This is a genomic window from Kitasatospora sp. NPDC001309, assembly GCF_042896295.1.
Taxonomy (GTDB): domain Bacteria; phylum Actinomycetota; class Actinomycetes; order Streptomycetales; family Streptomycetaceae; genus Kitasatospora.
In genome coordinates, this window is record NZ_JBIAXC010000001.1 from 114,695 (window position 1) to 141,419 (window position 26,725).

Annotated in this window: 27 protein-coding genes and 1 tRNA gene; 14 read left to right on the forward strand and 14 right to left on the reverse strand. The window is 73.1% G+C overall.

Translation table 11 applies throughout. The annotated features are described in order from the left end of the window. Nucleotides 1-115 precede the first annotated feature (115 nt). Nucleotides 116-949, reverse strand: coding sequence for a class I SAM-dependent methyltransferase (locus ACFY2K_RS00540; protein WP_380526203.1), 834 nt, complete (start codon nucleotides 947-949; stop codon nucleotides 116-118). 226 nt (nucleotides 950-1,175) lie between these two features. Here ACFY2K_RS00540 and mshA point away from each other — a divergent pair, with 226 nt between their 5' ends. Then, entirely contained in the window at nucleotides 1,176-2,543 is a 1,368-nt protein-coding gene (gene mshA, locus ACFY2K_RS00545; protein ID WP_387709001.1) for a D-inositol-3-phosphate glycosyltransferase, read from the forward strand. Nucleotides 2,544-2,641: 98 nt separating this feature from the next. Beyond that, a complete protein-coding gene (locus ACFY2K_RS00550) occupies nucleotides 2,642-3,199 on the forward strand; it encodes a YbjN domain-containing protein (RefSeq protein WP_387709003.1) in 558 nt (185 codons plus the stop codon). A gap of 16 nt (nucleotides 3,200-3,215) precedes the next feature. Here the strand turns inward: ACFY2K_RS00550 and ACFY2K_RS00555 are convergent, their stop codons facing one another. Beyond that, entirely contained in the window at nucleotides 3,216-4,529 is a 1,314-nt protein-coding gene (locus ACFY2K_RS00555) for an MDR family MFS transporter (protein ID WP_380640412.1), read from the reverse strand. A 149-nt stretch (nucleotides 4,530-4,678) separates the two neighbouring features. Here ACFY2K_RS00555 and ACFY2K_RS00560 point away from each other — a divergent pair, with 149 nt between their 5' ends. Then, nucleotides 4,679-5,437: a phosphoglyceromutase gene (locus ACFY2K_RS00560; protein WP_375881490.1), complete on the forward strand. Its 759-nt coding sequence runs from the start codon at nucleotides 4,679-4,681 to the stop codon at nucleotides 5,435-5,437. 259 nt (nucleotides 5,438-5,696) lie between these two features. Beyond that, nucleotides 5,697-6,293, forward strand: a complete 597-nt coding sequence (locus tag ACFY2K_RS00565) for a lytic polysaccharide monooxygenase (RefSeq protein WP_387709005.1) — start codon at nucleotides 5,697-5,699, stop codon at nucleotides 6,291-6,293. A 97-nt stretch (nucleotides 6,294-6,390) separates the two neighbouring features. Here the strand turns inward: ACFY2K_RS00565 and ACFY2K_RS00570 are convergent, their stop codons facing one another. Together ACFY2K_RS00570 and phoU are read right to left on the reverse strand one after the other, a co-directional pair. Further along, nucleotides 6,391-6,570, reverse strand: a complete 180-nt coding sequence (locus ACFY2K_RS00570) for a hypothetical protein (RefSeq protein WP_387709006.1) — start codon at nucleotides 6,568-6,570, stop codon at nucleotides 6,391-6,393. Nucleotides 6,571-6,736: 166 nt separating this feature from the next. Beyond that, a complete protein-coding gene (phoU, locus tag ACFY2K_RS00575) occupies nucleotides 6,737-7,426 on the reverse strand; it encodes a phosphate signaling complex protein PhoU (RefSeq protein ID WP_380526211.1) in 690 nt (229 codons plus the stop codon). A gap of 306 nt (nucleotides 7,427-7,732) precedes the next feature. On the opposite strand from phoU, the gene ACFY2K_RS00580 reads away from it, so the two are divergent. Then, entirely contained in the window at nucleotides 7,733-9,220 is a 1,488-nt protein-coding gene (locus ACFY2K_RS00580) for a sensor histidine kinase (protein ID WP_387709008.1), read from the forward strand. Between the two features lie 2 nt (nucleotides 9,221-9,222). Beyond that, nucleotides 9,223-9,918 carry a response regulator transcription factor gene (locus tag ACFY2K_RS00585; protein WP_218199074.1) on the forward strand — a complete coding sequence of 232 codons (696 nt, stop codon included), beginning with the start codon at nucleotides 9,223-9,225 and terminating at the stop codon, nucleotides 9,916-9,918. 232 nt (nucleotides 9,919-10,150) lie between these two features. Here the strand turns inward: ACFY2K_RS00585 and ACFY2K_RS00590 are convergent, their stop codons facing one another. Beyond that, nucleotides 10,151-10,849, reverse strand: a complete 699-nt coding sequence (locus ACFY2K_RS00590) for a DUF461 domain-containing protein (protein ID WP_380526215.1) — start codon at nucleotides 10,847-10,849, stop codon at nucleotides 10,151-10,153. 426 nt (nucleotides 10,850-11,275) lie between these two features. On the opposite strand from ACFY2K_RS00590, the gene ACFY2K_RS00595 reads away from it, so the two are divergent. The 7 genes from ACFY2K_RS00595 to ACFY2K_RS00625 all read left to right on the forward strand — a co-directional run bounded on the left by ACFY2K_RS00595 (nucleotide 11,276) and on the right by ACFY2K_RS00625 (nucleotide 18,398). Next, entirely contained in the window at nucleotides 11,276-11,758 is a 483-nt protein-coding gene (locus ACFY2K_RS00595; protein ID WP_030244332.1) for a CarD family transcriptional regulator, read from the forward strand. 271 nt (nucleotides 11,759-12,029) lie between these two features. Next, nucleotides 12,030-12,785 (forward strand): 2-C-methyl-D-erythritol 4-phosphate cytidylyltransferase, encoded by a 756-nt coding sequence (ispD, locus tag ACFY2K_RS00600; protein WP_375882312.1) that lies wholly within the window; start codon nucleotides 12,030-12,032, stop codon nucleotides 12,783-12,785. Beyond that, nucleotides 12,775-13,266, forward strand: a complete 492-nt coding sequence (ispF, locus tag ACFY2K_RS00605) for a 2-C-methyl-D-erythritol 2,4-cyclodiphosphate synthase (RefSeq protein ID WP_360225686.1) — start codon at nucleotides 12,775-12,777, stop codon at nucleotides 13,264-13,266. Before ispD ends, ispF begins: the two co-directional genes overlap by 11 nt. A gap of 191 nt (nucleotides 13,267-13,457) precedes the next feature. After that, nucleotides 13,458-13,853, forward strand: a complete 396-nt coding sequence (locus ACFY2K_RS00610; protein WP_375881507.1) for a PPOX class F420-dependent oxidoreductase — start codon at nucleotides 13,458-13,460, stop codon at nucleotides 13,851-13,853. 114 nt (nucleotides 13,854-13,967) lie between these two features. Then, a complete protein-coding gene (gene cysS / locus ACFY2K_RS00615) occupies nucleotides 13,968-15,362 on the forward strand; it encodes a cysteine--tRNA ligase (RefSeq protein ID WP_375881509.1) in 1,395 nt (464 codons plus the stop codon). A gap of 136 nt (nucleotides 15,363-15,498) precedes the next feature. After that, nucleotides 15,499-16,491 carry a 23S rRNA (guanosine(2251)-2'-O)-methyltransferase RlmB gene (gene rlmB / locus ACFY2K_RS00620; protein WP_375881511.1) on the forward strand — a complete coding sequence of 331 codons (993 nt, stop codon included), beginning with the start codon at nucleotides 15,499-15,501 and terminating at the stop codon, nucleotides 16,489-16,491. A gap of 278 nt (nucleotides 16,492-16,769) precedes the next feature. Next, complete coding sequence (locus ACFY2K_RS00625) at nucleotides 16,770-18,398, forward strand: DoxX family membrane protein (RefSeq protein ID WP_380526220.1); 1,629 nt, start codon at nucleotides 16,770-16,772, stop codon at nucleotides 18,396-18,398. 133 nt (nucleotides 18,399-18,531) lie between these two features. Here the strand turns inward: ACFY2K_RS00625 and ACFY2K_RS00630 are convergent, their stop codons facing one another. The 3 genes from ACFY2K_RS00630 to ACFY2K_RS00640 all read right to left on the reverse strand — a co-directional run bounded on the left by ACFY2K_RS00630 (nucleotide 18,532) and on the right by ACFY2K_RS00640 (nucleotide 21,180). Next, nucleotides 18,532-19,320 (reverse strand): NDP-sugar synthase, encoded by a 789-nt coding sequence (locus ACFY2K_RS00630; protein ID WP_375881517.1) that lies wholly within the window; start codon nucleotides 19,318-19,320, stop codon nucleotides 18,532-18,534. 145 nt (nucleotides 19,321-19,465) lie between these two features. After that, nucleotides 19,466-19,909: a hypothetical protein gene (locus tag ACFY2K_RS00635; RefSeq protein WP_380526222.1), complete on the reverse strand. Its 444-nt coding sequence runs from the start codon at nucleotides 19,907-19,909 to the stop codon at nucleotides 19,466-19,468. A gap of 179 nt (nucleotides 19,910-20,088) precedes the next feature. Next, nucleotides 20,089-21,180 carry an ABC transporter ATP-binding protein gene (locus ACFY2K_RS00640; RefSeq protein ID WP_375881521.1) on the reverse strand — a complete coding sequence of 364 codons (1,092 nt, stop codon included), beginning with the start codon at nucleotides 21,178-21,180 and terminating at the stop codon, nucleotides 20,089-20,091. A 281-nt stretch (nucleotides 21,181-21,461) separates the two neighbouring features. On the opposite strand from ACFY2K_RS00640, the gene ACFY2K_RS00645 reads away from it, so the two are divergent. Further along, nucleotides 21,462-21,535, forward strand: a tRNA-Thr gene (locus tag ACFY2K_RS00645). Between the two features lie 88 nt (nucleotides 21,536-21,623). Here ACFY2K_RS00645 and xerC read toward each other — a convergent pair. From xerC to ACFY2K_RS00675, 6 genes are all read right to left on the reverse strand, one after another. Then, nucleotides 21,624-22,778 carry a tyrosine recombinase XerC gene (gene xerC, locus ACFY2K_RS00650; protein WP_387709012.1) on the reverse strand — a complete coding sequence of 385 codons (1,155 nt, stop codon included), beginning with the start codon at nucleotides 22,776-22,778 and terminating at the stop codon, nucleotides 21,624-21,626. Continuing rightward, on the reverse strand, nucleotides 22,778-22,966 hold the full coding sequence (locus ACFY2K_RS00655; RefSeq protein ID WP_387709014.1) for a helix-turn-helix domain-containing protein: 189 nt from the start codon (nucleotides 22,964-22,966) through the stop codon (nucleotides 22,778-22,780). Before ACFY2K_RS00655 ends, xerC begins: the two co-directional genes overlap by 1 nt. A gap of 443 nt (nucleotides 22,967-23,409) precedes the next feature. Then, nucleotides 23,410-24,885, reverse strand: coding sequence for an ATP-binding protein (locus ACFY2K_RS00660; RefSeq protein ID WP_387709016.1), 1,476 nt, complete (start codon nucleotides 24,883-24,885; stop codon nucleotides 23,410-23,412). A 2-nt stretch (nucleotides 24,886-24,887) separates the two neighbouring features. Continuing rightward, nucleotides 24,888-25,742: a DNA primase gene (locus tag ACFY2K_RS00665; protein WP_387709018.1), complete on the reverse strand. Its 855-nt coding sequence runs from the start codon at nucleotides 25,740-25,742 to the stop codon at nucleotides 24,888-24,890. Between the two features lie 223 nt (nucleotides 25,743-25,965). Further along, nucleotides 25,966-26,226, reverse strand: a complete 261-nt coding sequence (locus tag ACFY2K_RS00670) for a hypothetical protein (protein WP_387709020.1) — start codon at nucleotides 26,224-26,226, stop codon at nucleotides 25,966-25,968. A 15-nt stretch (nucleotides 26,227-26,241) separates the two neighbouring features. Next, nucleotides 26,242-26,676, reverse strand: a complete 435-nt coding sequence (locus tag ACFY2K_RS00675) for a hypothetical protein (protein WP_387709022.1) — start codon at nucleotides 26,674-26,676, stop codon at nucleotides 26,242-26,244. Between the last annotated feature and the right edge of the window lie 49 nt (nucleotides 26,677-26,725).

Below are 26,725 nucleotides of genomic sequence, written 5' to 3' on the forward strand. Positions count from 1 at the left end.
TCGATAACTCGTTCGAGTGAATGAGGCGCGTCGCTCACCAGCCCGGCCCCGCCGGGCCCCAGCGGGCCTCCGGGAACCCCGTCCGGGCCCCGCAGAATCCGGGCCCGACCCCGTCCTACGGGGCCAGCGCCGCCCAGGGCAGCGTGACCTCGCCCTGCCGCCACCGCCCGCGCGCGTCCACCAGCGGCCAGCTGCCCGCCAGCGCCGTGCAGGCCGCCACCCAGCGCTGCCGCGCCCCGAACGCCCCGTACGGCGCGGCCGCCGCCCAGGCCCGGTCGAAGTCGGTCAGGAAGGCGTGCACCGGCCGCCCCGGCACGTTGTGGTGGATCAGCGCCTTCGGCAGCCGCTCGGCCAGGTCGGAGGGCTGGCCCAGACCGCCCAGCCGGGCCGCGAAGGTCACCGTCCGGGGCCCTTCCGGCCCCAGCGCGACCCAGACGTGCCGCCGCCCGATCTCGTCGCAGGTGCCCTCGACCAGCAGCCCGTCCGGGGCCAGCCGGGCGCACAGCCGCTCCCACACCCCGGCCACCGCCGACTCCTCGTACTGCCGCAGCACGTTGGCCGCCCGGATCAGCTGGGCCGGCCCGCCGCCGTCCAGCGGCACCTCGAAGCCGCCGCGCCGGAAGGTGAGCAGCGGCGGCTCGGCGTACGGCAGCGCGGCCGCGACCCGTTCCGGCTCGATCTCGATCCCGACCACCCGGACGTCCGGCCGCACCGTGCGCAGCCGTCCGGCCAGCTCCACGGCCGTCCACGGCGCCGCGCCGTAGCCGAGGTCCACCGCCACCGGGGGCCGCTCGGCGGCGCGCAGCGCCCGGCCCAGGGTGTGGGCGATCCAGCGGTCCATCCGGCGCAGCCGGTTGGTGTTGGTGGTGCCCCGGGTGACCGTCCCGACCGGCCGTCCGGTCCGGCCGCGGGCGGGCGCGGCGGTCGCGGGGTCGAAGGAGGCAGCCATGCCCAGAAGGGTAGTCGGCGGTCGCGGGGCCGGGCGTCCCCGGCCTGAGCTGGGCGGATGCCGGCCCGGCGGACCGGTCGCCGGGAGCGGGAATGCCGGACGCCCGCCCAGTGGTTGGCACACTGGTGGTGATGTGTGCCCGGACGGGGCAGCGCACACCGGACATGTGGCGGGCCCGTTCACGCGGACCGCCGAGACGGGCCGCACACGAGGAGGCTTCAGCCAGGTGATCCAGCACCCCGTCCGTTCGGTACGCCGTGCCCAGTCCGCGACGCCCGCGCGCGGCCGGCTCCAGTCGCTCGTCCCGGGCCGTCGCCGCCCGCGCCGGATAGCCATGCTCAGCGTGCACACCTCGCCGCTGCACCAGCCCGGCACCGGCGACGCCGGCGGGATGAACGTCTACATCGTCGAGCTGGCCAAGCGCCTGGCCGAGCTCAACATCGAGGTCGAGGTGTTCACCCGGGCGATCTGCTCGGACGACGCCCCGACCGTCGAGCTGGCCCCCGGCGTGCTGGTCCGGCACGTCACCGCCGGCCCGTACGAGGGCCTGGTCAAGGAGGACCTGCCGGCCCAGCTGTGCGCCTTCACCCACGGCGTGCTGCGCACCGAGGCGGGCCACCGCCCCGGCCACTACGACCTGGTGCACTCGCACTACTGGCTCTCCGGGCAGGTCGGCTGGCTGGCCGCCCAGCGCTGGGGGGTGCCGCTGGTGCACACCATGCACACCATGGCGAAGGTCAAGAACGCCGCGCTGGCCGAGGGGGACACACCCGAACCCGCGGCCCGGGTGATCGGCGAGACCCAGGTGGTCGAGGCGGCCGACCGGCTGATCGCCAACACCACCGAGGAGGCCGCCGAGCTGGCGCTGCACTACGCCGCCCGGCCGGACCAGCTGGCCGTCGTCCACCCCGGGGTCAACCTCGACGTCTTCCGCCCTGGCGGCCCGCGCGCCGGGTCCGAGGCCCGGGCGAGGCTGGGCCTGCCGCAGGACGCGGCGGTGCTGCTGTTCGCCGGGCGGATCCAGCCGTTGAAGGCGCCGGACGTGCTGCTGCGGGCGGTCGCCGCGCTGCTGGAGGCCCGTCCGGGGCTGCGCGAGCGCCTGGTGGTGCCGGTGGTCGGCGGGCCGTCCGGCACCGGGCTGGCCCGGCCGGAGAGCCTGCACAAGCTCGCCGCCCAGCTCGGCATCGGCGACGTGGTGCGGTTCCACCCGCCGGTCGGCCAGGAGCGGCTGGCGGACTGGTACCGCGCGGCGACGGCCCTGGTGATGCCCTCGTACAGCGAGTCCTTCGGCCTGGTGGCGCTGGAGGCCCAGGCCTGCGGCACCCCCGTGGTGGCGGCCTCGGTCGGCGGCCTGCCGGTCGCGGTGCGGGACGGCGAGTCCGGCAGCCTGGTGCAGGGCCACGACCCGCTGGCCTGGGCGCGTGCACTGGAGCCGTACGTCACCGACCCGGCGCTGGTCGCCCGGCGCGGGGCGGCGGCCGCCCGGCACGCGGCCGCCTTCGGTTGGGACACCGCCGCGGCCTCCACCGCCGAGGTCTACGACGGCAGCCTGGCCCGCCCGGCCGGCCGGCTCGCGGTGGCCCGGCGCCGCTGAGCGCCGACGCCCGGGCCGGGCGGCGTCCTGGCCCGGGTCGGCGTCCTGGCCGGGTCGGCGGCTGCGCGCCGGGGGTACCGCCGAGTAACGTCACCCCCATGGCAATCCGCACCAAGGACGAGGCCCTGACCCTCCTGCGCACCGCCCTGGACGACGCCGGGGTGGCCTGGGAGCCGGCCGCCGCCGACCCGTACACCCTGGTGGCGACCCTCCCGGGCACCCGCAAGCTGAACACCGCCTGCGCACTGCGGGTCGGCGACCACACCCTGTCGGTGAACGCCTTCGTGATCCGCCGCCCGGACGAGAACCACCAGGCCGTCTACCGCTGGCTGCTGGAGCGCAACACCCGCCTCTACGGCGTCGCGTACGCGGTGGACGCTCTCGGCGACGTCTACCTGGCCGGCCGGCTGCCGCTGGAGGCGCTCACCCCGGACACCGTCGACCGGCTCCTCGGGACGGTGCTGGAGAACGCGGACGAGCCCTTCAACACCCTGCTGGAGCTGGGCTTCGCCTCGGCGATCCGGCGCGAGTGGGAGTGGCGCACCAAGCGCGGGGAGTCCACCCGCAACCTGGCCGCCTTCGCCCACCTGGCCGCCCCGGCAGCCGACGCCACGGCTGCCGACGCCCCGGCCGCCGACGCCCCGGCCACCGACTGACCGGGGCGGGCGGCACTCAGGCGTCGGCCGGGGCCTTCGCCGGCTCCGCGACGGGTGCCGCCACGGCCGTCACCTCCGACACGGCCCCGGTGCGCCGGCGCCCCGTCGCACCGGTCCGGCGTGCCAGCACCACGTACCCGAGCGCCGCCGCCGTCCCGATCGCCCCGCAGACCGTCCACAGCACCACGGGACCGGCGTACTGCAGCAGCAGCCCGCCGCCCGCCGGGCCGAGGAGCGAGGCGAGCGACCAGGACAGCCCGTAGACGCCCTGGTAGCGGCCGCGTCCGTGGGTCGGCGCCAACTCGGCGACCAGGCCCATCATCACCGGGGTGTGCAGGATCTCGCCGACCGTCCAGACCACCACCGAGAGCGCGAACAGCCAGGCCGAGGAGCCGGCCAGCGCGGCCAGCCCGAAGCCCCAGCCGGTGAGCAGGCAGCTGGCGATCAGCATCCCGGTCCGTGAACGGCCCTCCATCCACCGGGTCAGCGGGATCTGCAGCACCACGATCAGCAGCCCGTTCAGGCCGACGACCAGCCCGTACTGGGTAGACGAGATGCCGGAGGCGCCCATGTCCACGGCCAGCGTGGTGCTGCCCTGCTGGAAGACCAGGGCGACCAGCAGGGTCAGCCCGACCAGCACCATGAAGGGGGCGTCCCGGAGCACGGTGAGCAGGCTGATCCCCGGCTCGGCCGGGTCCCCGGCCTTGCCGGGTACGGCCTGCGGCCTGGTCTCCGGGATCCGGATGAAGATCACCACGGCGCAGACCAGCGTGCTCAGGGCGTCCAGCAGGAAGAGCGTGAGGTAGCCGTGGGTGGCGATCAGCCCGGCCGCGGCGGCGGACAGGCCGAAGCCGATGTTGATCGCCCAGTAGTTCAGCGAGTACGCCCGGACCCGGTCCTCCGCGGGGACGAGGTCGGCGATGATCGCCGAGGTGGGCGGCCGGGTGGCGTTGTTGCACAGGCCGACCACGAAGGCCACCGAGGCGATCGCCACCTGGCCGTCCATGAAACCGAGCACGGCGGTGGAGGCGGCGGTGCCGAGCTGGGCGGCGACCAGCGTGGGGCGGCGCCCGATCCGGTCGGTGAGCACGCCCGCGCCGATCGCCGAGACCGCCGAACCGGCGCCGAACAAGGAGGCCACCAGGCCCGCGTAGGAGGCCGAGTACCCCCGTTCGACGGTCAGGTAGAGGGCCAGGAACGTCACCACGAACGAACCGAGCCGGTTCACCAGCGTGCTCACCCAGAGCCACCAGAACTGCCTCGGCAGCCCGCCCACCGTCTCGCGCACCAGTCTTCGGATCCGGGGATTGGCGGCCAGGGCGACGAGCATGTGGGGGCTCCCGAGGGCAGGCGTCCGCCGGGCGGCGCGGGCGGGCCCGACCGCCCGACGCATGTAAGTGGCAGATAAGCGCTGCACACATTACTCATCCCCCGAGGTGCCCACCAGGGGTTTTCCCGCCCTCCACTAAGCTGGGCGCCATGGCTGACACGACCTACCGACTCATCCTGCTCCGTCACGGCGAGAGCCAGTGGAACCAGAAGAACCTCTTCACCGGTTGGGTCGACGTCGACCTCAACGAGAAGGGCGAGAAGGAGGCCGCCCGCGGTGGCGAGCTCCTGGCCGCCGAGGGCCTGTTTCCCGACGTGGTGCACACCTCGCTGCTGCGCCGCGCCATCCGGACCTCGCAGATCGCCCTGGACAAGGCCGACCGCCACTGGATCCCGGTCAACCGCAGCTGGCGCCTGAACGAGCGCCACTACGGCGCGCTCCAGGGCAAGGACAAGGCCCAGACCCTGGCCGAGTTCGGCGAGGAGCAGTTCCAGCTGTGGCGCCGCTCCTACGACACCCCGCCGCCGGTGCTCGCCGACGGCGCCGAGTACTCGCAGGCCGGCGACGCCCGTTACGCCGACATCCCGAGCGAGCTGCGCCCGCGCACCGAGTGCCTCAAGGACGTCGTCGACCGGATGCTCCCGTACTGGTACGACGCCATCGTCCCGGACCTGGCCGCCGGCAAGACCGTCCTGGTCACCGCCCACGGCAACAGCCTGCGCGCGCTGGTCAAGCACCTCGACGGCATCTCCGACGCCGACATCGCCGGCCTCAACATCCCGACCGGCATCCCCCTGGTCTACGAGCTGGACGCCGACTTCAAGCCGCTCGCCAAGGGCGGCCGCTACCTCGACGCCGACGCCGCCGCGGCGGCCATCGAGGCGGTCAAGAACCAGGGCAAGAAGTAACCCGCTTGCCGACGAGGCCCCGCTCCCGGTTCGCCGGGGGCGGGGCCTGTTTCGTTCAACCGGCCGGTGTGGGGCGGGAGTTGGGGTGGGCTCGAAAATGGTTCAGACCATTGACGGGTGGTGGCGCCGACTCCTACCGTGGGGGCACCGGGCTGGCGCAGGCATGCCAAGGATTCCCCCATGTCCCGGCCGCCGCACCCCCAACGCGCGCGCGTCTGCGCCCCGGCGCACTCTCCATCCACCCCCACGGAGGAGCACCATGCGCACACGTCATCTGGTCGGGGCGGCCGTCGCCGCGCTCGCGATCCCGCTCACCCTGGCCCTCCCGGCCCAGTCGCACGGCTTCATCACCACGCCGCCCAGCCGCGCCGCGCTCTGCGACGAGAGCGCGAACGCCGTCCCGTGGGACTGCGGCGACATCCAGTGGGAGCCGCAGAGCGTCGAGGGGCCGAAGGGCTTCCCGGCCGGCGGGCCCTCCGACGGCACCATCTGCGCCGGCGGCAACTCCCGCTTCGCCGAGCTGGACGACCCGCACGGCGGCGCCTGGCCGACCACGCCGGTGACCGCGGGCCAGCGGCTCACCTTCACCTGGAAGTTCACCGCCCGGCACGCGACCACGGACTTCCGGTACTACCTGACCAAGCCGGGCTACGACGCGAGCCAGCCGGTCACCCGGGCCAACCTCGACCTGACGCCCTTCCTGACCGTCCCCTACGGCGGGCGGCAGGTGCCGGGCACGCTCAGCCACACCGGGACCCTCCCGAGCGGGCGCACCGGGCACCAGGTGGTCGTCTCGGTCTGGACGATCGCGGACACCGGGAACGCCTTCTACTCCTGCACCGACGTCCAGTTCTGACGGTTCCGGAACGGCCGGGCGGGCGTCCCGGGGTGCACGACCGCGCACCCCGGGAGGCCTCGGCGGCTGCCCTGGCGGCCGTTCCGGCCGCCGTGCCTCAGTGGCCGCCGCAGCAGCCGCCGTCGGCGCCGCCGCACTGGCAGGGCGCGCCGGACTGGCAGCCGCAGCCGCAGCCGGGGCCGCAGCCGCAACCGGCCGCGAGGACGGGCAGCAGCTTCGGGGCGGGCGGCTCGGCGGTGTGGTGGGCGGATGCCGGTCGGGTCGGGTTGGCCTTCATCGAGCTCTTCCCTCCTAATGACGGGAACACTCCGGTGCCCCCACCGTCGAGTGAAGCGGCCGTTCGGAGGGAGCGTCAACAGGCGCGCAGTGGTGGGGCGTCCGGAAATCCGTGCACCCGCACCACCCTCGCCACAGGTTTACTCACCCCCGGGGGTGAGCGGCACTCACTCCGCCCCGGCTGCCTCGGCCGCCTCGGTGGCGGCCACGAACTCGGCCACGTGCTCGCCGGTCACCAGGTACACGACGCGCTTGGCGACGGACACCGCGTGGTCCGCGAAGCGCTCGTAGTAGCGGCCGACCAGGGTGATGTCGACGGCGGTCTCGATGCCGTGGTGCCAGCGCTCGTCGATCAGGTGCGACAGCAGCTCGCGGTGCAGGGCGTCGATCCGGTCGTCGTCCTGCTCCATCTCCAGGGCCTTGTCGACGTCCTTGGTGGCGATGACCAGGCCCGCCTTGGCGACCAGGCGCTGGGCGAGCTGGCCCATCTCCAGGACGGTGGAGTGCAGGTCGGCGGGCACCGCCGAGTCCGGGTAGCGCATCCGCGCGACCTTGGCGACGTGCCGGGCGAGGTCCCCGCAGCGCTCCAGGTCGGCGCTCATCCGCAGCGAGGTGACCACGATCCGCAGGTCGGTGGCGACCGGCTGCTGCCGGGCGAGCAGGTCGATGGCGCGGTTCTCGAGCTCGTGGTGGAGCTCGTTGACCTTCTCGTCGGCGGCGATCACGCTCTCCGCCAGCGCCAGGTCCGCGTCCAGGAGAGCGGTGGTGGCCCGGCCCAGGGCCGACCCGACCAGCCGGGCCATCTCGACCAGGCTGTCGCCGATCGCATCGAGTTCCTCGTGGTACGCGTCGCGCATGTTCTCTCCTCAGTAGCTGTGTCGGTGGCGGTGCCGACCGGTCAGCCCGTCCGACCATCGTTCCGGTGTCCGGGTGACCGCTGCTGGTGGCGCGAATGGTACGCGCACACCCGAGACCGTGGCCGCTCTTCGGCGCACCGATCTCTCCCACACGGGCTGCATGGCCAACTCTGTGCCGTTCGGGCGACGGCGCACGGCCGGTGTGGTGAATCAGTAGCTACGTGGAGGTGAATTCTCGGCAACGCCTGGTCGATGCCTTGACCCAGCCCTTGGGGAGTGGCCAGGCCGTGCGCTTACGCTGGCCACATGGACGTGAACGTGGCCGCTGCCGCTGCCTGCGCCATAGCCGGGCTCGGTGTCGGCCTCACCGCCTCCATCGCCTTCCGTTGGAGCGAGCGCGAGCAGGCCAAGGGCAAGTACACCAGCGGCAAGCAGTACGGCCGGTACCAGACGCTGGGCACCGGCACCCCGGAACCCCCGCTGCCGCCGGGGGTCGACACCGTGCTCTCGGTGCTCCGCTCCTGCGCGATCGTGCTGGGCGAGGGCGACGAGGTGGTCAAGGCCAGCTCGGCCGCGTACGCGATGGGCCTGGTGCGCGGCGGCGCGGTCGCCGTGGACCAGATGCTGGCCCTGGCCCGCGCCACCCGCCGGGACGGCGAGATCCGGCAGGTGGAGCTGGAGCTGCCCCGCCCCGGCGCGGCCCGCGCGTCCGAGCCGCTCGCGGTCTCCGTCCGGGTCGCCCCGCTGGGCTCCCGGCTGGTGCTGGTGCTGGTCGAGGACCAGACCGAGCGCCGCCGGGTGGAGGCCGTCCGCCGGGACTTCGTGGCCAACGTCAGCCACGAGCTCAAGACCCCGGTCGGCGCCCTGTCGCTGCTCTCCGAGGCGGTCGCCGACGCGTCCGACGACCCGGAGGCGGTGCAGCGCTTCGCCGGCCGGATGCAGGTCGAGGCGACCCGCCTGGCCAGCCTGGTGCAGGAGATCATCGACCTCTCCCGGGTCCAGGACGACCGGCTGATGGTCGACCCGGAGCCGGTCGCGGTGGACGAGCTGATCGCCGAGGCGATCGACCGCTGCCGCCAGCAGGCCGCCGCCAAGCAGATCCTGATCGCGGCCGGCGGGATCGCCGGGCTCTACCTGCACGGCAACCGCGGCCAGCTCGCCGCGGCGCTCGGCAACCTGGTGGAGAACGCCGTCAACTACAGCCCGCCCCGCACCCGGGTGGCCATCGCCACCCGCCGGATCTCCAGCGCCGCCGCGCTCGGCGAGGCGGACGGCGAGCTGATCGAGATCTCGGTCACCGACCAGGGCATCGGCATCTCCGAGAAGGACCGCGAGCGGGTCTTCGAACGCTTCTACCGGGTCGACCCGGCCCGCTCCCGGCAGACCGGCGGCACCGGACTCGGCCTGTCCATCGTCAAGCACGTCGCCGCCTCGCACGGCGGCACCGTCTCGGTGTGGAGCGTGGAGGGGCAGGGTTCGACCTTCACCATCCGCCTGCCCGCCGGCCAGGCCCCCGCCGACGCCCCCGACGAGGACTACGACGACCTGGACGACGCCCCGGACGACGACCTGGGCGAGGACTTCGACGACCACCTCGACGCCGTCGACGCCGCGCCGGACCACGACGAACCCCGCAGCGCACGCCGCGCCGAGCCCGGTGCCGACACCGCCGGGCCCGCCACGGCACCCCGGACCCTCACCGCGGACCGCACCGAGCGTGCGGCCCGTTCGCTCCCCGCCGGGGAGCGGGAACAACCCCTGACACAGACAACCCAGCTTGCCCCGGAGGCCTGATCGTGACCCGAGTACTGGTGGTCGAGGACGAGGAGTCGTTCAGCGACGCCCTCTCGTACATGCTCCGCAAGGAGGGCTTCGAGGTGGCCGTCGCCGCGACCGGCCCCGACGCCCTGGAGCAGTTCGAACGCAACGGTGCCGACCTCGTCCTGCTCGACCTGATGCTCCCGGGCCTGCCGGGCACCGAGGTCTGCCGCCAGCTCCGGGTGCGCTCCAGCGTGCCGGTGATCATGGTGACCGCCAAGGACAGCGAGATCGACAAGGTCGTCGGGCTGGAGATAGGCGCTGACGACTACGTCACCAAGCCGTACTCCACCCGGGAGCTGGTCGCCCGGATCCGCGCGGTGCTGCGCCGCCGCGGCGAGGACGGCGGCGCGGGCGACAATGGCGGCGGTCCGGGCGCCCTGGAGGCGGGCCCGGTCCGGATGGACGTGGACCGGCACGTGGTGACGGTGGACGGCGCCAAGGTCGACCTGCCGCTCAAGGAGTTCGACCTGCTGGAGATGCTGCTGCGCAACGCGGGCCGGGTGCTCACCCGCATGCAGCTGATCGACCGGGTCTGGGGCGCGGACTACGTCGGCGACACCAAGACCCTGGACGTCCACGTGAAGCGCCTGCGGGCGAAGATCGAGCCCGACCCGGGCGCGCCGCGCTACCTGGTCACGGTCCGCGGCCTGGGCTACAAGTTCGAGCCGTAAACCGCGGGCCCGCGAGGGACGAGGACGCGGGAGGCCCCTGCCGGCAGTCGTCGGCGGGGGCCTCCCGCGTTCCTGCCCGACTGCCTGGCTGCCCGGCCACAGGGTCAGGCCACGCGGCCACGCGGCCACGCGGCCCACGGGGGCACGCGAAAGCCTCCCGCAGGCCCCGGAAGGGCCGGCGGGAGGCTTTCGCGCGCTGCGTCAGGGTGCGCCCGGTCGGCAGCGCGTCGTGTCAGTGGGCGGCCGGCGCGGTGGTGCCGGTGGCCGGGGCGGCCGGGGTGGTCGCCGTGCCGGCACCGGTGGCCGGGGTGGCCGGGGCGCTCGGCGTGGTGCCGGCCGGCGGCGTGGCCGGCGTGCCCGGCGTGGTCGGGGCGGTCGCGGCGGGGGAGGTGCTCTTGGAGGGCACGGCCGCCGGGGTCGGGCCGAAGCCCTTGTAGAGGTTCTTGTCCGAGTCCGGGCTGACGCCGGCCTGGACGTCGACCTTCTGGCCGTCCTTGAAGGCGAAGGTGGTGTTGGCGAAGCCGCCGATGTGGACGGCGGCCGCGCTCACCGAGGCGGAGGGGTTGCCCTGGCCGCCGATCGCGACCGAGCTGCCGGCCGGGATGACGAGGGTGGGCTGCGGAGCACCCGCCGCGTCCGCGAAGGTGGCGGAAGCGTTGCCGACGGTGATCGACTGCAGCTCGGCCGGGGTGGTCGCCGTGTTGGAGATGTTCACGACCACGTTGGCGGGGCCCGTGTAGTCACCCGAGGTACCGGCCCCGGTGACGATCACGATGTTGTTCAGTCGAAGGTTCGTCCCAAGGGTCGCCGCCGCGTTGTCCGGCTTGATCTGCAGGGTGTCCGGCGTGTTGCTGGCTGCGCAGGAGGACAGCGAGGCGATGGCGAGGGCGGCGATGGCGGCGATGCTGCCGCGTCGAAGGCTGCGGCTCATGCGGCGGCTACTCCTAGGTCACGTGTCGACAGGTCAGGTCTCAGATTATCGACCTCACTTATGCGCTCCTCACGGGGTGGTCCCCGTGTCGCACTCCCGGGGCCCCGCGGGGGCCGTCCGGCCGTACCCATGGCATGAACCGGTCATCGGTAGGACAAGCTTCGACCAAGATCGAATAACGATCCGGTCACGGCCCGGAACGGGGCGAAAGCTCAAGATCCAATCATGGTTGCGGGGGTGTTGCGCAAGGGTTTCGCCGGACCTCGGAACCGCCTCCGACCTGCGGGAAGCCCCCCTCGAACATCGGTCGCAGCACGTCACGGGGGTCCTTGTCAAGCCCCGGTACCGGCCCTGACCTGCGAAAACGCCCTTCGGGTGGGCCGCAAGGCGTGTTATTCTGGAAAGCCACGGAAGGGGTCCTGTCACATGACGTTCAAGGTTGGCGACACGGTGGTCTACCCCCATCACGGGGCCGCGCTGATCGAGGCCATCGAAATTCGCCAGATCAAAGGTGTGGACAAGACCTACCTGGTGCTCAAGGTGCAGCAGGGAGACCTGACGCTCCGCGTGCCCGCCGAGAACGCGGAGTTCGTCGGCGTGCGCGATGTGGTCGGCCAGGAGGGTCTGGACCGGGTCTTCGAGGTGCTCCGCGCACCGTACACCGAAGAGCCGACCAACTGGTCCCGTCGCTACAAGGCGAACCTGGAGAAGCTCGCTTCGGGCGACGTTATCAAGGTCGCCGAGGTCGTGCGCGACCTCTGGCGTCGCGAGCGCGAGCGCGGCCTCTCGGCCGGCGAGAAGCGGATGCTCGCGAAGGCGCGCCAGATCCTCGTCAGCGAGCTCGCGCTGGCGGAGAACACCAACGAGGACAAGGCGGAGACGCTGCTCGACGAGGTGCTCGCCTCGTAGTGCAGTCGGGCTTCCGCCCCACCGCCCACAGCGCCCGGTGCCGGCGTGCCGCTCCCAGGATGAACCGTCCGGGGGTGGTGCAGTGGCACTCCGGGCGCTGAGGCGTGTCCGGACGACGCCCCCCCACCCGATCCGGTCCAGGCCCGCAAGACCGTTTCTGCACCGTTTCTGCGCAGTTGTGCGGCGGGCAGTGGACCAGTTGTTCTTCGGAAGGGGCCCCGCGCCCGCCGGGCACGCCATGGCCATACCCACTTCGCCGAAGGAGTGAAACCTGAACGCGTCAGGAGCAGTTGCAGCAGCAGTGGTGCCCGCCGCCGGACGCGGTGAGCGGCTGGGGCCCGGTGCCCCGAAGGCCCTGCGGGAACTGGGCGGGGTGCCGCTCCTGGTGCACGCCGTTCGGGCGCTCGCCCGCAGCCGGGCGGTCGGCCTGGTGGTGGTCGCCGCGCCCGCCGACGGGGTGGCCGAGGTGGTCGCCCTGCTGGACGGCCACGGGCTGGCCGGCAAGGACGTCCGGGTGGTGGCCGGCGGCGCGACCCGCCAGGAGTCGGTCCGGCTGGGCCTGGCGGCGATCCCCGAGGACGTCGAGATCGTGCTGGTGCACGACGCGGCCCGTCCGCTCGTCCCGGTCGAGGTGGTGGACGCCGTCGCGGCCGCCGTCCGGGCCGGGGCTCCGGCGGTGGTGCCCGCGGTGCCGCTGGCCGACACCGTGAAGCGGGTCGAGCCGAACCCGGGCCGCCCCGAGCCGGTGCTCGACACGCCCGAGCGGGCCACCCTGCGCGCGGTGCAGACCCCGCAGGGCTTCGACCGGGCCGCCCTGGTCGAGGTGCACGCCAAGGCGCTGGCCGAGGAGGCCGCCGGCGGCGCCGACGCGGTGCCCGTCACCGACGACGCCGGACTGGTGGAGCGCTACGGCGGCACGGTCGTCGTGGTGCCCGGCCACGAAGAGGCGTTCAAGGTCACCCGTCCGCTGGACCTCGTGCTCGCCGAGGCCGTACTCGCCCGCCGGAGGGCCGCCGATGACTACTGAGCCCCTGATCCCCCGGGTGGGGATCGGCACCGACGTGCACGCCTTCGAGGCCGGCCGCCCGCTGTGGGTCGCCGGACTGGAGTGGCCGGACGCCGGGGACGGACTGGCCGGGCACTCGGACGCCGACGTGGCCGCGCACGCCTCCTGCGACGCGCTGTTCTCGGCCGCCGGGATCGGCGACCTGGGCGCCCACTTCGGCACCGACCGCCCGGAGTGGTCCGGGGCCTCCGGGGTGAAGCTGCTCGGCGAGGCGGCCCGGCTGGTGCGCGAGGCGGGCTTCGAGATCGGCAACATCGCGGTCCAGGTGATCGGGGTCCGGCCGAAGATCGGCAAGCGGCGGGCCGAGGCGCAGGCCGCGCTGTCCGAGGCGGCCGGAGCGCCGGTCTCGGTCTCCGGCACCACCACCGACGGCCTGGGCCTGACCGGCCGGGCCGAGGGGTTGGCCGCGATCGCCACCGCCCTGGTGTACGAACGGCGTTGAGCCGTTCGCCGGCGGTCCGGCCGGTCGGCGGTCGGCGGGCGTCGGCGGGCGGTCGGCGGTCCGGCCGGAAACAGACGGCTGTTGACGGGTGTTCACCGAATGCCGCGGGGGCCCGGATCGGTAGGGTTCGGTCCGGGCCCGTGCGGAGCTCACCCCCGGGTCGTACCGTCGCCGACGAGAAGAGGTTCCCGATGACTTCCCAACTCTCCGACCGCGCCAAGGCGTTGATCGACGGCAAGAGCTTCGCCGTGGTCTCCACGATCCAGCCGGACGGCAGCCCCCAGTCCTCGGTGGTCTGGGTCAAGCGGGACGGCGACGACATCCTGTTCTCCACGGTCCAGGGCCGCCGCAAGCACCTCAACCTGGTGAAGGACCCGCGGGCCTCGATCGTGATCAACCCGCCGGAGAGCCCGTACGAGTACCTGGAGGTCCGCGGTTCGGTGACGCTGACCACCGAGGGCGGCCGGGAGTTGATCAACGAGCTGGGCTTCAAGTACCGCGGTGACCAGGAGTACGGCTTCGACGGTCCGGACGACGTCCGGGTGGTCGTCCGGCTCAGCCCGCGCAAGGTGGTCGGCAGCATCTGACCGGCCGGACGGGCCGCGATTCCCCGGGGCGGTCCCGCCGTTCCCCGGGGAATGCCCGGTCCGTTCCCGGTTAATGTCGCGGGGCACCCCCCGCCGCCCACTACGCTTGACGCTGTGAGCATTCGTCTGTACGACACCAGCACCCGACAGGTACGCGACTTCGTCCCGCTTGTACCGGGTTGTGTCTCGATCTACCTGTGCGGCGCTACCGTCCAGTCGGCGCCACACATCGGGCACATCCGGTCCGGCCTCAACTTCGACATCATGCAGCGGTGGTTCGCCTACCGCGGCTACCAGGTGACCTTCGTCCGCAACGTCACCGACATCGACGACAAGATCATCGCCAAGGAGCGCGAGCTCGGCACGCCGTGGTGGCAGATCGCCTACGAGAACGAGCGCGCCTTCAACGACGGTTACAACGCGCTCGGCTGCCTGCCGCCGACCGTCGAGCCGCGGGCCACCGGGCACGTGCCCGAGATGATCGAGATGATGCAGGGGCTCATCGAGAAGGGCCACGCCTACGCGGTCGACGGCAACGTCTACTTCGACGTGAAGTCGTACCCCGACTACCTCGCGCTCTCCAACCAGAAGCTCGCCGACCTGCGCCAGCCCGAGGGCGAGGGCGAGACCGGCAAGCGCGACCAGCGCGACTTCGCGATGTGGAAGGCCGCCAAGCCGGGCGAGCCGAGCTGGGAGACGCCCTGGGGCCGCGGCCGTCCGGGCTGGCACCTGGAGTGCTCGGCGATGGTGCACAAGTACCTGGGCCCGGCCTTCGACATCCACGGCGGCGGGCTGGACCTGATCTTCCCGCACCACGAGAACGAGATCGCCCAGTCCAAGGCCTACGGCGACGACTTCGCCGCCTTCTGGGTGCACAACGCCTGGGTCACCATGGCCGGCGAGAAGATGAGCAAGTCGCTCGGCAACTCGGTGCTGGTCTCCGAGATGGTCCGGGCGTGGCGGCCGATCGTGCTCCGCTACTACCTGGGCGCCGCGCACTACCGCTCGATGATCGAGTACAGCGAGGACGCGCTGCGCGAGGCCGAGGTCGGCTTCGGCCGGATCGAGGGCTTCATCCAGCGGGCCGTCGAGCGCTGCGGCAAGGTCGACGCGGCGCCCGAGGTGCCGTCGGCCTTCGCCGAGGCGATGGACGACGACTTCGGCGTCCCGCAGGCGCTGGCCGTCGTGCACACCGCCGTCCGCCAGGGCAACAGCGCCCTGAACGCGGACGACAAGGAGAGCGTGGTGGCGCGACTGGCCGAGGTCCGTGCGATGCTCGGTGTACTGGGCCTCGATCCGCTCGACCCGCAGTGGGCCGGGGCGGAGCGCGGCGAGGACCTCCACGGTGTGGTCGACTCGCTGGTCCGTCTGGTCCTGGACCAGCGGCAGGCGGCGCGTCAGCGCAAGGACTTCGCCACCGCGGACGCCATCCGCGACCAGCTCGGCCTGGCCGGGTTGGTGATCGAGGACACCCCGTCCGGCCCGCGCTGGACGATCAACAGCCAGTAACCCCATCTGACGATCGGGGTGATGGGTGGGCCGTACCGGACCGGTGCGGCCCTCCCGCATGACGTAGCGCATGCCGTCGGCCGCCGCCGCACCGAGCGGAGCGGCCGGGCATGCCGGACAGACAGGAAGTACAGCCATGGCCGGCAACAGCCAGCGCAGGAACCGCCGCAACCCCGGGTCGAAGAAGGGGGCCGCTGTCGGTACCGGCGGGCACAGCCGGAAGGCGCTGCAGGGCAAGGGCCCGACCCCGCCCGGTGAGGAGCGCAAGGGCCACCCCAAGCAGCGGGCCGCCAACGCCGCGATCAAGCGCGAGCGGGACGCCAAGGCCCGGGCCGGCATGCGCCGGGCCGGTGCCGGCGGCCGGGGCGGCCGCGGCGGCGCGGGCAGTGCCGAGCTGGTCTTCGGCCGCAACTCGGTGGTCGAGGCGCTCAAGGGCGACGTGCCCGCCAACGCCCTGTACGTCCAGCAGTTCATCGACACCGACGACCGGGTGCGCGACGCCTTCCAGGCCGCCAACGAGCGCGGCATCCCGCTGATGGAGGCCCCGCGCGCGCAGCTGGACCAGATGACCGGCGGGATGAACCACCAGGGCCTGGTGCTGCAGGTCCCGCCGTACGAGTACGCCCACCCCGAGGACCTGCTCGCCGAGGCCTCCGACGCCGGCCAGGACGCGCTGATCATCGCGCTGGACGGGGTCACCGACTCGCGCAACCTCGGCGCCGTGGTCCGCTCCGCCGCCGCCTTCGGCGCGCACGGCGTGGTCATCCCCGAGCGCCGTGCGGCCGGCATGACCGCCGGTGCCTGGAAGACCTCCTCCGGCGCCGCCGCCCGGCTGCCCGTGGCCCGCGCCACCAACATGACCCGCACCCTGGAGGCCTACCAGAAGGCCGGCCTGATGGTCGTCGGCCTGGCCGCCGACGGCGAGGCCGAGCTGGGCGACCTGGAGCTGCTGAACGGCCCCGTGGTGATCGTCGCGGGCAGCGAGGGCAAGGGCCTGTCCCGCCTGGTCTCCGAGACCTGCGACATGCGGGTCCGGATCCCGATGAGCGGCCTGACCGAGTCGCTGAACGCCGGTGTCGCGGCGGGCATCGTGCTGTACGAGGCCGCCCGCATGCGCGCCAAGCGCTGATTCCCGGCAGGTCCGGACCAGCACGGACGGACCCCCGTCCGCAGGAGAACTTCTGAATTCTCCGCGATCCGAGTGAAAAGCGATCGGGCCCGACCGGGTCCGATCGCTTTTCTCATGATCACTTCAAGTATGCGCCGGACATCCACCCGGGAGAGTGTCCTAAGCGGCCGTCACCCGGTTAGACGGGCGTGGACGTGGACACCAGAACACCTCGGCGCCCCCTGTTCGGCGGGGGCAGCACCGGGATAGAGGCGGGCCCCGGGATCGACACCGTCAAGGTGCCGTCGGACCCCGCGCGCCTCAGCAGCACCCAGGCGAGCTTCCGACTCCGGCTCGGCACCCCGGTGGCGCCGCTGATCGACGCCCCGGCGGGACTGCTGTCCACCGGCGCCGCGTTCGGCGACCCCTACGCCAACCAGGGCCTGATCCGCCGTCCGCTGGTCACCCCGCAGGTCGTCGTGCCCGCCTCCGCCGTCCCGGCGCTGGCCGGAGCCGCGGCCGGGGCCGCCGGCGGCGCGCAGCGCCGCAAGGGCCGGGTCACCGCCGTCACCTGGACCGGCCAGGCGGCCCCCGGCGACCTCGCGGCCACCCGGCTCCTGGAAGCGGTGCGGACCAACGGCGCGCCCGGCGGCGGCCCCGACGGCGCGGACACCCAGGTGCTGCCCGCCTACGCGGGCGCCCGGACCGTCCCCCGCCAGCCGCGCGAGGGCAGCGGCACCGCCACCGACGCCGGCGTCGGCCCGGTCGGCGAGCCGCACGGCTGGACCCCCAGCGGCGAACTGCCGGAGGTCTCCGCCGCCTCCGCGGCCGACGGCAAGCAGCCCTGGTACCCCGGCCGCCGGGTCGACCTCGGCCTGGTGCTGCTGCCGCTGCGCGCGGTGCTCGGCTCGCTCTCCGTCTACGCCGGGTTCAGCAAGCTCTGCGACCCGGTGTACTTCGACGGCGGCGAGCGCGGCTCCATGATGCGCTGGCTCTCCTCCCTGCACCCGTGGAAGGTCGCCGAGCCGCTGCTCGCCTTCGCGATGGCGCACCCCGTCGGCTCCGGCCTGGTGGTGTCGTTCACCGAGATCGTGGTCGGCGTGCTGACCGTCCTCGGCCTGTGGCAGCGGCTCGCCGCCGGGGCGGCCATGCTGCTCTCCGCCGTGCTGCTGTTCACCGTCAGCTGGCGGGCCGTCCCGGTCTACGACACCCCCGACCTGATCTTCCTCGCGGCCTGGAGCCCGCTGCTGATCGCCGGGGCGCCGTTCGCCTCGCTCGACGGACGGCTCAACCTGGAGGCCTGGCGCCGGATCGGCACCGGTGCCCCCGGTGCGCTGCGCCGCCGGGTGCTGCGCCGCGGCGCGGTCGTCACCACCGTCGTGGTCGGCCTCACCCTGCTGCTCGGCTCGATGCTCGGCGCGGCCGTCCGCACCGGCGGCCGCCCGCACCAGGAGCCCGGCCGACCGTCCGGCGACTACGGCACCCCGGTGTGGCCGTCCGGCAGCCCGTCCGGCGCCCCCGGCGGCCAGGGCGCGTCCACCCAGCCCCAGCCCGCCGCCCCCCGCCCGGCCACCCCCACCCCGAGCGCCGGCACGCCGTCCACCGCCCCCGCCAAGTCGGCCGGGGCCACGCCCAGCGGCAAGCACTCCGGCAAGCCCGAGACCGGCGGCTCCTCCCCGGCGCCCGCCGCGCCGTCCGCCGGGTCCGGCTCCGCGCCCGCCCAGCGGACCCCGGCCCCCGGCGGCTCGGGCAACGCGCCCAAGCCCAGCCCGAGCAACGGCTCGGGGCTGCTCGGCGGGGTGCTGGGCAGCGGACCGGTACTGGGCAGCGGGCCGCTGGCCGGCCTGTCCGGCGGAGAGGCCGGTGGACAGGCCGACGGGCAGGCCGGTGGGCAGTCCTCCCGTCCGGGGACGCCGACCGCCACCTGAGGCCGCCGGACGCGCTACGGCCGGGTGCTCCGTGGGGGAGCACTCGGCCGTCGTGCTGCTCGGCGGTTCCGCGGGCTTGCCCTCGCCGGGCCTGTGTCCGTCCTCCGCCTGTTCTCGGCCGGTCTCCGCGTCGTCAGCGGGAGCTGTCGCGGTAGGCGGCGAGCTCCTTGGCCGCCTCGGTGAGGTCCTTCGCGGTGTCGATCGCGCGCCAGTACACGCCCTGCGGCAGCTGGTACCCGGCGAGCCGCTTGCTGCGGGCGAGTTGGGGGAAGGTGGTGCGCTCGTGGTCGCCCACGTCCGGCAGCAGCTCGGCGAACTCCGGGCTGAACACGTACAGGCCGGCGTTGATCAGGAAGGGCGAGGGCGGGGCCTCGATGAAGTCCAGCACGTTGCCGAACTGGTCGGTCTCCACGGCGCCCCACGGGATCCGCGGCCGGGCCAGCGCGAGCGTCGCGACGGCGTCCCGCTCGTGGTGGAAGGCGGCCATGTCGCGCAGGCTGAACCGGGTCCAGATGTCGCCGTTGGTGGCGTACCAGGGCTCGTCCGGGCGCGGCAGCGCCTTCGCCGCGTACTTGAGCCCGCCGCCGCGCCCCAGCGGCTCGGCCTCGACCACGGTGCGCACCCGCAGCGGCAGGTCCGCCGTGTCGAGCCACTCCTCCAGCACGTCGGCCAGGTGACCGCAGGACACCACGACGTCGGTGACGCCCTCGGCGGCCAGCCAGGCCAGCTGGTGGCCGAGGATCGGCGTGCCCGTCCCCGGGATCTCGACCAGCGGCTTGGGGCGGTCGTCCGTGTAGGGGCGCAGCCGGGAACCCTGGCCGCCGGCCAGGATCACGGCCTGGGTGACGGGAGTGGTGGTCGGCCGGGTGTGGTGGGGCTGCGGGGACGCGAGGTCGGCGGTGGTGCCGGAGTCAGCGGTCATGGCTGAACAATAGGGCGCCGGAAGGGGGTTGGCGCCTCAAGTGGACCGCTCGTCCGGTGATCCGCCGGCCGCCCGGCCGCCCGGCTGTCCGTCGGCCGACGATGCCGTCGGCCTTCCGGGGAACGGTCGGCCGTCCGGGGATCCGTCAGCCGACGACGCCGGCCGCGAAGGCGCCGTCGCAGACCGGGCGGGCGAAGGAGCGGGCCCGCTGTACGTCGCCCTGGTACTTGCGGACCGCCGCCTTGCCCAACTCGGTGGCCAGCGAGGTGCAGTACGGCGTCAGCGACGGCTGCTCGCGCATCGAGCGCTCCAGCAGGTCCAGCGCGGCGGACGGGTTCTTGGCGCGCAGCTCGTCGAGCAGCGCCACCCGCAGCGAGTCCTGCGGGGCGAGCCCGTCCGTCCTGGCGGGGGCCGCGGACGACCGCCCGATGCCGACGCCGTCGCCGCTGGAGGCCGCCACGACCTGCTGGTCGAGCGCGGTCGGCGGGGCCCACGGGACCCGGGTCACGGCGAGGGTGCCGGTGGTCACCAGGACGACCGGCAGGGTCAGGGCGACGGTCTGGCCGATACGGCGCACAAGCTGCTTCACCCTCAGGAGAGTAGCGGTGGGTAGGCCCCGGATCGCCCTCCGTCACGCCATCGAGTGACAGGGTGTCCGGGTTGTCCCTGCACCGTGTTGACGTGGGGGTGTACGGACGGAGCCCGTCGGACCGCGAACGGTCCGACGGGCTCCGGAGCTGCCCCGTGCGAGGGGAGGTGTGCCGGGCGTCAGCGGCCCAGGCGGGCCCCGGTGCTGGTGGAGAAGACGTGGGTCTCCTCGGCGGTCGGCACGACGTGGACGGTCTCGCCGCGGGCCGGGATCTGGCGGCCGGGCACGCGGACGACCAGGTCCTTGTCCACGCCGCCGATCTGGGTGGTGCCGTAGACGAAGCCGTCCGAGCCGAGCTCCTCGACCACGTTCACCGTCACCGCGACACCCTCGATGCCGCCAGCCGGGACGATCTGGAAGTGCTCGGGGCGGATGCCGACGGTCACCGTCTTGTCCGTCGCGGCGCCGGCCAGGTCCTCGCGGGAGATGTTGACCACCGAGCCGCCGAACTTCACGCCGCCGTCCACCAGCGGCACCTCGACCAGGTTCATGGCGGGCGAGCCGATGAAGCCGGCCACGAACAGGTTCGCGGGCTTGTCGTACATGTTGCGCGGGGTGTCGACCTGCTGGAGCAGACCGTCCTTGAGCACCGCGACCCGGTCGCCCATGGTGAGCGCCTCGGTCTGGTCGTGGGTGACGTACACCGTGGTGATGCCCAGGCGGCGCTGCAGGCCGGCGATCTGGGTGCGGGTCGAGACGCGGAGCTTGGCGTCCAGGTTCGACAGCGGCTCGTCCATCAGGAAGACCTGCGGCTGGCGGACGATCGCCCGGCCCATCGCGACACGCTGGCGCTGACCGCCGGACAGCGCCTTCGGCTTGCGGTCCAGGTAGTCGGTCAGGTCGAGGATCTTCGCCGCCTCCTCGACCTTGATGCGGATGTCCGCCTTGTTCACGCCGGCGATCTTGAGCGCGAAGCCCATGTTCTCGGCGACGGTCATGTGCGGGTAGAGCGCGTAGTTCTGGAACACCATCGCGATGTCCCGGTCCTTCGGCGGCAGGTGGGTGACGTCCCGGTCGCCGATCCGGATCGCGCCGCTGTTGACGTCCTCCAGACCGGCCAGCATGCGCAGGCTGGTCGACTTACCGCAGCCCGACGGGCCGACCAGCACGAGGAATTCGCCGTCCGCGATCTCCAGGTCCAGCGCGTCCACCGACGGCTTGGTCGCCCCGGGGTAGACACGGGTCGCCTGGTCGTACGTGACAGAAGCCATGGTCGTTCTCTCCTTCACCGGCAGGAACGTGCCGGACGATCCGAGTAAAGGGGGTTCGTTCGTCTCGGTCGGCCGGGCAGTGGTCTGAACCACTGCACACACCGACTCCCGGCGACGCTACCTGCGCTTCCGCCGCTTGTCAGCCCCCCGCCGCCCGCTTTTCCGCATCGGTTCCATCACGCCCACCCACCCCGCCAACCCCGGGATATCCCCCCACCCCACCACCCCGGCCCGGTAGACTGCCCCCGGTGCCGCCGTGATCCATCGCGGACGGCCACCGTGCCTCCTTAGCTCAGCTGGCCAGAGCACCGCTCTTGTAAAGCGGGGGTCGTCGGTTCGAACCCGACAGGGGGCTCAGCTTCCGGCGCAGGTCAGAGTGCCGAAGAACGCAGAACGCCCCGGGCCGTGATCGGCCCGGGGCGTTCTGACATCTCCGGATGACATCAGTCGGTCTTGCGGCGGCGCTTCAACAGGCGGTCCATGTGGCTCATCGCCTCGCGCTGCCTCTCCTGCACCACGTGCGTGTAGATCTCCATCGTGACGGCGATCTGGCTGTGGCCGAGGATCGCCATCAGGTCCCGGGGCGCGACGCCGGCGGCGGACAGGAGCGTCGCGCACCCGTGCCGGGTGTCGTGCAGCCGGATCGGCGGCAGGGCCTCGGCCTTGGCGACCCGGGTGAACGAGCGGGTGAGGTTCCGCGGCTCGATCGGCTGGCCGGTCGCCGTGGTGAAGACGGAGCCTGACTCCGGCCAGTCCCTCCCCGCCGCCAGCCGCAGGCGTCGCTGCTCGGCCTGGCGGAGTCGCTGCCAGCGAAGGGGAGCGACGCACATCATCGGGAGCGGGATGACCCGCTGGCGGCGCGACTTCGGGGTGTCCTCGTACAGCTCGCCGTCCCGGCGCTGGAGTTGGCGCCGGACGGTCAGGGTGCGGTTCTCCAGGTCGATGTCGGACCAGTGCAGCCCGAGGATCTCCCCTCGCCGCAGGCCGAGCGCCACGGCGAGGACGAACGCGGCGTACAGCGGGTCCCGCCGGGATCCCTCCAGGAAGATCAGCGTGTCGTCGAGGCTCCAGGGCTTGGTCACTCGGTACTCCACTCGGGGGGCTTGGACGAGCTTGGCGACGTTGCGGGTGATCAGTTCGTCCCGCACGGCGGCGGAGAGCGCCGTGCGGAGCACGAGGTGCGACTCTTTGGCGGTGGCCGCCGACACCTTCTTGGTCACGGTGCTGATGAGCTTGCGGACGTCGGCGGTGCCGAGCTTCTCCAGGCTCTTGGAGCCGAGTACCGGCACCAGGTGAAGCCGGACGTGCATCTCGTACTTGTCGTACGTCGTCCGCTTGCGGTGCGGCGCGATGAAGTGCTCCAGCCAGTAGGGGAGCCACTCGGCGAGCTTGGCCGACCGGGTGGGCGTCGGGACGCCCTGCCGGTCGCGCCGGACGAGTTCCTGGCGCTTCTCGTCGCACTCCGTCCAGGTCTTGCCGTAGACGAACTTGCGGGCCCGGGTGCCATCGGGCTGCGGGACGTAGACGGCAGCCTGGTACCGGCCGTCCTTGCGGAGGGTCACGGTGCCGGCGCCATTGGGGTTGCGCTTCTTCACCATCAGGCGGCTTCCTCCATCTTGGTGCGGACGTAGTCGTGCAGGGCGGTCACGGGGATGCGGCGGGAGGCGCCTTCCTTGAAGCTCGCAAGCTTCTTCGTGCGGATGAGGTCGTAGACCTTGCTGCGACTCAGCCGCAGGGCCTCCATGACCTCCGGGACTTCCAGAGCGAGGGGCGGGATGGTGCTCACGTGGGCTCCCTGGGCGGTGGCAGGGACAGGGGCTTCTCGCGGGGCGTGTTTGTCCGAGGTGGGGATTTCTGCGTCATCGCGTCATCTGCGTCATTCAGGTCTGTGACCTGCGGTTTTGCGTGACGCAGCGGGCGGGGTCTGCGTCACCGGTGCGTCATCGGCCGCGTCATCCGATGACGCAGGTGACGCAGGATGACGCAGCGGCCGTCGTCTGCGTCACCACCTTCGGCGCAGGTCAGAGGCGGTTTCCGAGGCCGTGTGACGCAGGTGACGCAGCGTCTTCCTACTTAGGAAAAGAAGGGGGCTGTTGATGTAGTTAGGCGTGCCTCAGAGCGTGAAGAAGGAGCCGCTTCGCGGCACGACCTTTGGGCGGCTTCGCCGAACAGCAAGAAGAGCACCCGGCGGCGACGGAGCCGAGTGCTCTTCTTGCTTGTCCGGAGCGGTCAGAGCAGCCGGGTCTGCTCGTGCTCGACGGGGGCCGCCGGTCGGGCCATTTCGAGGTAGCGGCGCTCCTTCGTACGGCCGGAGTCGATGAGGACGCCTCGGGCCGCAAGGGTGGGCTGGAGGCGCTTGAGTCGGTCGGAGAGGACCTTGCCGGTGGTCGGCCAGCCCTTGGGCAGGGGGCGGAGCTCGTCGCCGCTGTAGAGGCGGCTGAGGCACTGCAGCCACTCGGTGGAGGACATGCGTTGCGCCTGTCCCGGGGCGATGGTCTCGGCGTGCTGGAGGACGGTCTGCGCCAACAGGTCGCCTTCGATGACGTCGTCGTTGAGGTCGTCCAGGCTGGCCCGGTAGGCGGCCAGCGATCCGAAGCCGGTCGCGGTGTCGAGCTGTGCGCACAGGTGGGCGAAGTCGGCCATGCGCAGGTCGGTCGGGGTCTCGGCTTCGGCGGCGCGGACCTTGACCGTCAGGTCGAGCAGGGACCCGAGGACGACGGGCAGCACCTCGGCGTACTCCGCCCACAGCTCCGCCTCGGTGCGCCGGATGCTGGGGCGCTCCAGGCGCAGGGGCAGGAGGCGTTCGGCGAGGTCGGGGCGGATGACGCCGACGTCGATGCCGGTCAGCAGCAGGGGCCGGCGGTAGGCGGAGCGGTGCACGTCCCCGTCGGTGAACAGGGCGCGCTTGACGGACTCGGCTCCGGTGACGATGCAGCACATGGCGTCGGACAGGTCCGGGCCCATGTGGCTCAGGTTGTCCAGGGCGGTGACCCACCCGGCCGCGACCGCCGCGATCAGGTCTTCCTCGCCCTTCGGGGCCCGGCGCAGGTCCCCGCTCATGCCCTCGATGATCCTGGTCAGCATCCGGCCGCCGGTGGACTTGCCCGCGCCCTGCGGGCCGGTGAGGAACGGGGCCGGGACGGGCACGGACGGCCCCAGGCAGCCGATCAGCCACGCGATCGCGAGGCACTCGGTTGCCGCGTCGGCGAAGTTCGTCAGCCGCAACAGCAGGTCGATGCCCTTGCCGTCGGTGTCCCGGGCGGGCAGGGGGAGTTCTCCGGTGAGCTGGGTGCGCTTCCAGCACACCTCACGCGGGTCGGGGACGGTGATGTCCCAGCCGGTGGGGTGGATGCGCACGGACTGCCCGTCGGCGCGCCCGAGGTCGAGCCACGTGGCGCCGTCGAAGCCGGGGGCGACCCGGATGTGGACGGGCTGCACGTCCTCGGTCAGTGCGAGTGCTTCGATCAAGTCCAACGCCTCCTTGATGGCGGTGCCGTTGAAGACGCCGCGCCCGTCCTTGAACAGGCCGGCCATGAGTTCCTGGCGGTGGCTGCCGGTGGTGCCCTGGGAGCGGATCGGCCGGGCCACGGGGTGGCCGGTGCGCTGGGCGTACACGGCGCCGTCGGCGGTGCGGAAGTACCGGAAGTGCTGGCGGGCGTAGTCGGCGACGACCACGCGCGCCGGGTTCTTCTCGTCCTCGGCCACGGCTACATCCCCAGCCGGGTCAGGGCGTTGGCCCAGGCGTCGGCGCAGTGCCGGGGCGACTCGCCCTTGGCCTGCGCGGCGGCGAACAGCCGCTCGGTGTGCGCATCGGTCAGGCACCCGCACCGGCCGTGGGTGGAGAGCACGGCGAGGAACGTTGCGAACACCGTGCTGTGGACCGCGCTGAGCGCCTCGGTGATGCGCTGCTCGGCCATGGCGATTCCGCGGCTCAGGTACGCCGGGGTGCGGTGCGGGCACTTCCCGCCCCCGGCCAGAGTGGGCACCGCGACCGCCGCCGGTCGGACGACCGCGGGCGTCTTCACGACCAGGTCGCGGACGACGTCCGGCAGGGCCGTCATGGTGCCGGCGCCGGGGCCGAGCCACCGGGCGTACTGCATGGACGACTTGATGTCCACGTCGGGCCGGACCGCGTTCCGCGAGGGCATGACGCCCTGGTAGAGCCAGTGCTCTCCCCGGGTGGTGGGCACGGTCCGCGTGGCGGGCAGGGTCTCGCGCGCCCAGGTGATGGCCTCCGCGTTGTCGAGGTCGACGACGGTCCACCCGGCGCCGCCGGGGTGGTAGGCCACCGCCGCCGCCTCGCGCCACGCCCGCGCCCACTCGGGCGAGTTGATGACGTCGGGGTCGGTGGTCGCGGCGGCCCAGCCGTGGCACGGCCTCGGGCAGGCACAGGGGCCGGGGGTCTTCATGTTCGGCCGGCCGCCGCACGCGTTGCCGGTGCAGCGCTGGCAGTTGCCGAACGTGGCCTTCCCGGCCCGCAAGGGCAGGGCGGGCACGCCGTCGGCGGCCAGGGAGAGCGCGGTGGACAGGTGCTCTCCCCGGATCGGGGGCAGATGGGTCATGCTGGACTCCTCCAGTTCTGTGCTGGATTGGCGGCGCCCCGGTTCTTGGCGGAAGGGGGCCGCCGTTCTCGTTCGCCGCGTTCGCCTCGGCGCAGACCTTGTGGGAAGGCCTGCGCCGCTCGTCCCGCAGCGGGGTGGGGCGGCCGCACCAGCGGCAGGGGCGGTCGCCGGTGCGGTCGTAGTGGCGGGCGTCGCGCCAGTCGAGGTGGCTGCCCACCGCCGGTCAGTACGTTTCGGTGTCGGGCGGGGTCCAGCCGGGCCAGAAGCGGGCGGCCCAGGACGGGACGACGAGCAGGCAGCTGCGCCGGTCGGGGTTCCAGCAGCCGCAGTTCACGTACTCGGCGTCCGGGTGCTCGCCGGTCTCGTCGTCCCATCCGTCGGTCCACCAGCCGTCGCCCCCGCACTGGGGGCAGCGCGGGCGGGGGGTGTCGATCAGCCAGAGTTCGAGCCGGGGCAGGGTGTAGCAGGTCAGGCGCAGGGCCATGCGAGTCTCCCCAGGTCAGCGGTTGCGGTTGGTGACGTTGACGCTCACGTTCACGGCGCCCCCGCCGCCGCGGCTGCCCCCGCCGCTGTTCTTGAGCAGGTAGAGGACGCCGAGGGCGGCGACGAGCAGGCCGAGCCCGGTGGTGGCGGCGGCGAGGGTCTGGAGCAGGAAGCCGAGTCCGAGTCCTCCGGCGCCGATGCCGATGCCGCCGGCGAGCAGGCGGGCGGGCCACACGTCCCGGGCCGGAACGGCGACCGGCGCCGGGAGCGGGGCGGGGGCCACCGGGGCGGGCAGGTAGGTGAGCCCGGGGTGGTGGATCGGCGCGGGGAGCGGGGTGGGCGGGTGGTAGAGGGCGAGGGGCGCGGGGGCGGGCTGGTGGGCGTAGTAGGGGGTGCCGTCCGGGGTGTAGAGCACCGTGGGGACGGCGGGCTGCGGGGCGGTGTGGTCCACGGTGCGTCTCCCGTCAGGAGGTGTCAGGGCAGGCGTCAGAGCGGGGTGT

Excerpts from the sequence above, each read along its gene's own strand:
- ACFY2K_RS00540 (WP_380526203.1), bottom strand. The coding sequence starts at position 949 with ATGGCTGCCTCCTTCGACCCCGCGACCGCCGCGCCCGCCCGCGGCCGG.
- ACFY2K_RS00550 (WP_387709003.1), top strand. The coding sequence starts at position 2,642 with ATGGCAATCCGCACCAAGGACGAGGCCCTGACCCTCCTGCGCACCGCC.
- ACFY2K_RS00555 (WP_380640412.1), bottom strand. The coding sequence starts at position 4,529 with ATGCTCGTCGCCCTGGCCGCCAATCCCCGGATCCGAAGACTGGTGCGC.
- ACFY2K_RS00560 (WP_375881490.1), top strand. The coding sequence starts at position 4,679 with ATGGCTGACACGACCTACCGACTCATCCTGCTCCGTCACGGCGAGAGC.
- ACFY2K_RS00565 (WP_387709005.1), top strand. The coding sequence starts at position 5,697 with ATGCGCACACGTCATCTGGTCGGGGCGGCCGTCGCCGCGCTCGCGATC.
- ACFY2K_RS00570 (WP_387709006.1), bottom strand. The coding sequence starts at position 6,570 with ATGAAGGCCAACCCGACCCGACCGGCATCCGCCCACCACACCGCCGAG.
- phoU (WP_380526211.1), bottom strand. The coding sequence starts at position 7,426 with ATGCGCGACGCGTACCACGAGGAACTCGATGCGATCGGCGACAGCCTG.
- ACFY2K_RS00580 (WP_387709008.1), top strand. The coding sequence starts at position 7,733 with ATGGACGTGAACGTGGCCGCTGCCGCTGCCTGCGCCATAGCCGGGCTC.
- ACFY2K_RS00590 (WP_380526215.1), bottom strand. The coding sequence starts at position 10,849 with ATGAGCCGCAGCCTTCGACGCGGCAGCATCGCCGCCATCGCCGCCCTC.
- ACFY2K_RS00595 (WP_030244332.1), top strand. The coding sequence starts at position 11,276 with ATGACGTTCAAGGTTGGCGACACGGTGGTCTACCCCCATCACGGGGCC.
- ispF (WP_360225686.1), top strand. The coding sequence starts at position 12,775 with ATGACTACTGAGCCCCTGATCCCCCGGGTGGGGATCGGCACCGACGTG.
- ACFY2K_RS00610 (WP_375881507.1), top strand. The coding sequence starts at position 13,458 with ATGACTTCCCAACTCTCCGACCGCGCCAAGGCGTTGATCGACGGCAAG.
- rlmB (WP_375881511.1), top strand. The coding sequence starts at position 15,499 with ATGGCCGGCAACAGCCAGCGCAGGAACCGCCGCAACCCCGGGTCGAAG.
- ACFY2K_RS00630 (WP_375881517.1), bottom strand. The coding sequence starts at position 19,320 with ATGACCGCTGACTCCGGCACCACCGCCGACCTCGCGTCCCCGCAGCCC.
- ACFY2K_RS00640 (WP_375881521.1), bottom strand. The coding sequence starts at position 21,180 with ATGGCTTCTGTCACGTACGACCAGGCGACCCGTGTCTACCCCGGGGCG.
- xerC (WP_387709012.1), bottom strand. The coding sequence starts at position 22,778 with ATGGTGAAGAAGCGCAACCCCAATGGCGCCGGCACCGTGACCCTCCGC.
- ACFY2K_RS00665 (WP_387709018.1), bottom strand. The coding sequence starts at position 25,742 with ATGACCCATCTGCCCCCGATCCGGGGAGAGCACCTGTCCACCGCGCTC.
- ACFY2K_RS00670 (WP_387709020.1), bottom strand. The coding sequence starts at position 26,226 with ATGGCCCTGCGCCTGACCTGCTACACCCTGCCCCGGCTCGAACTCTGG.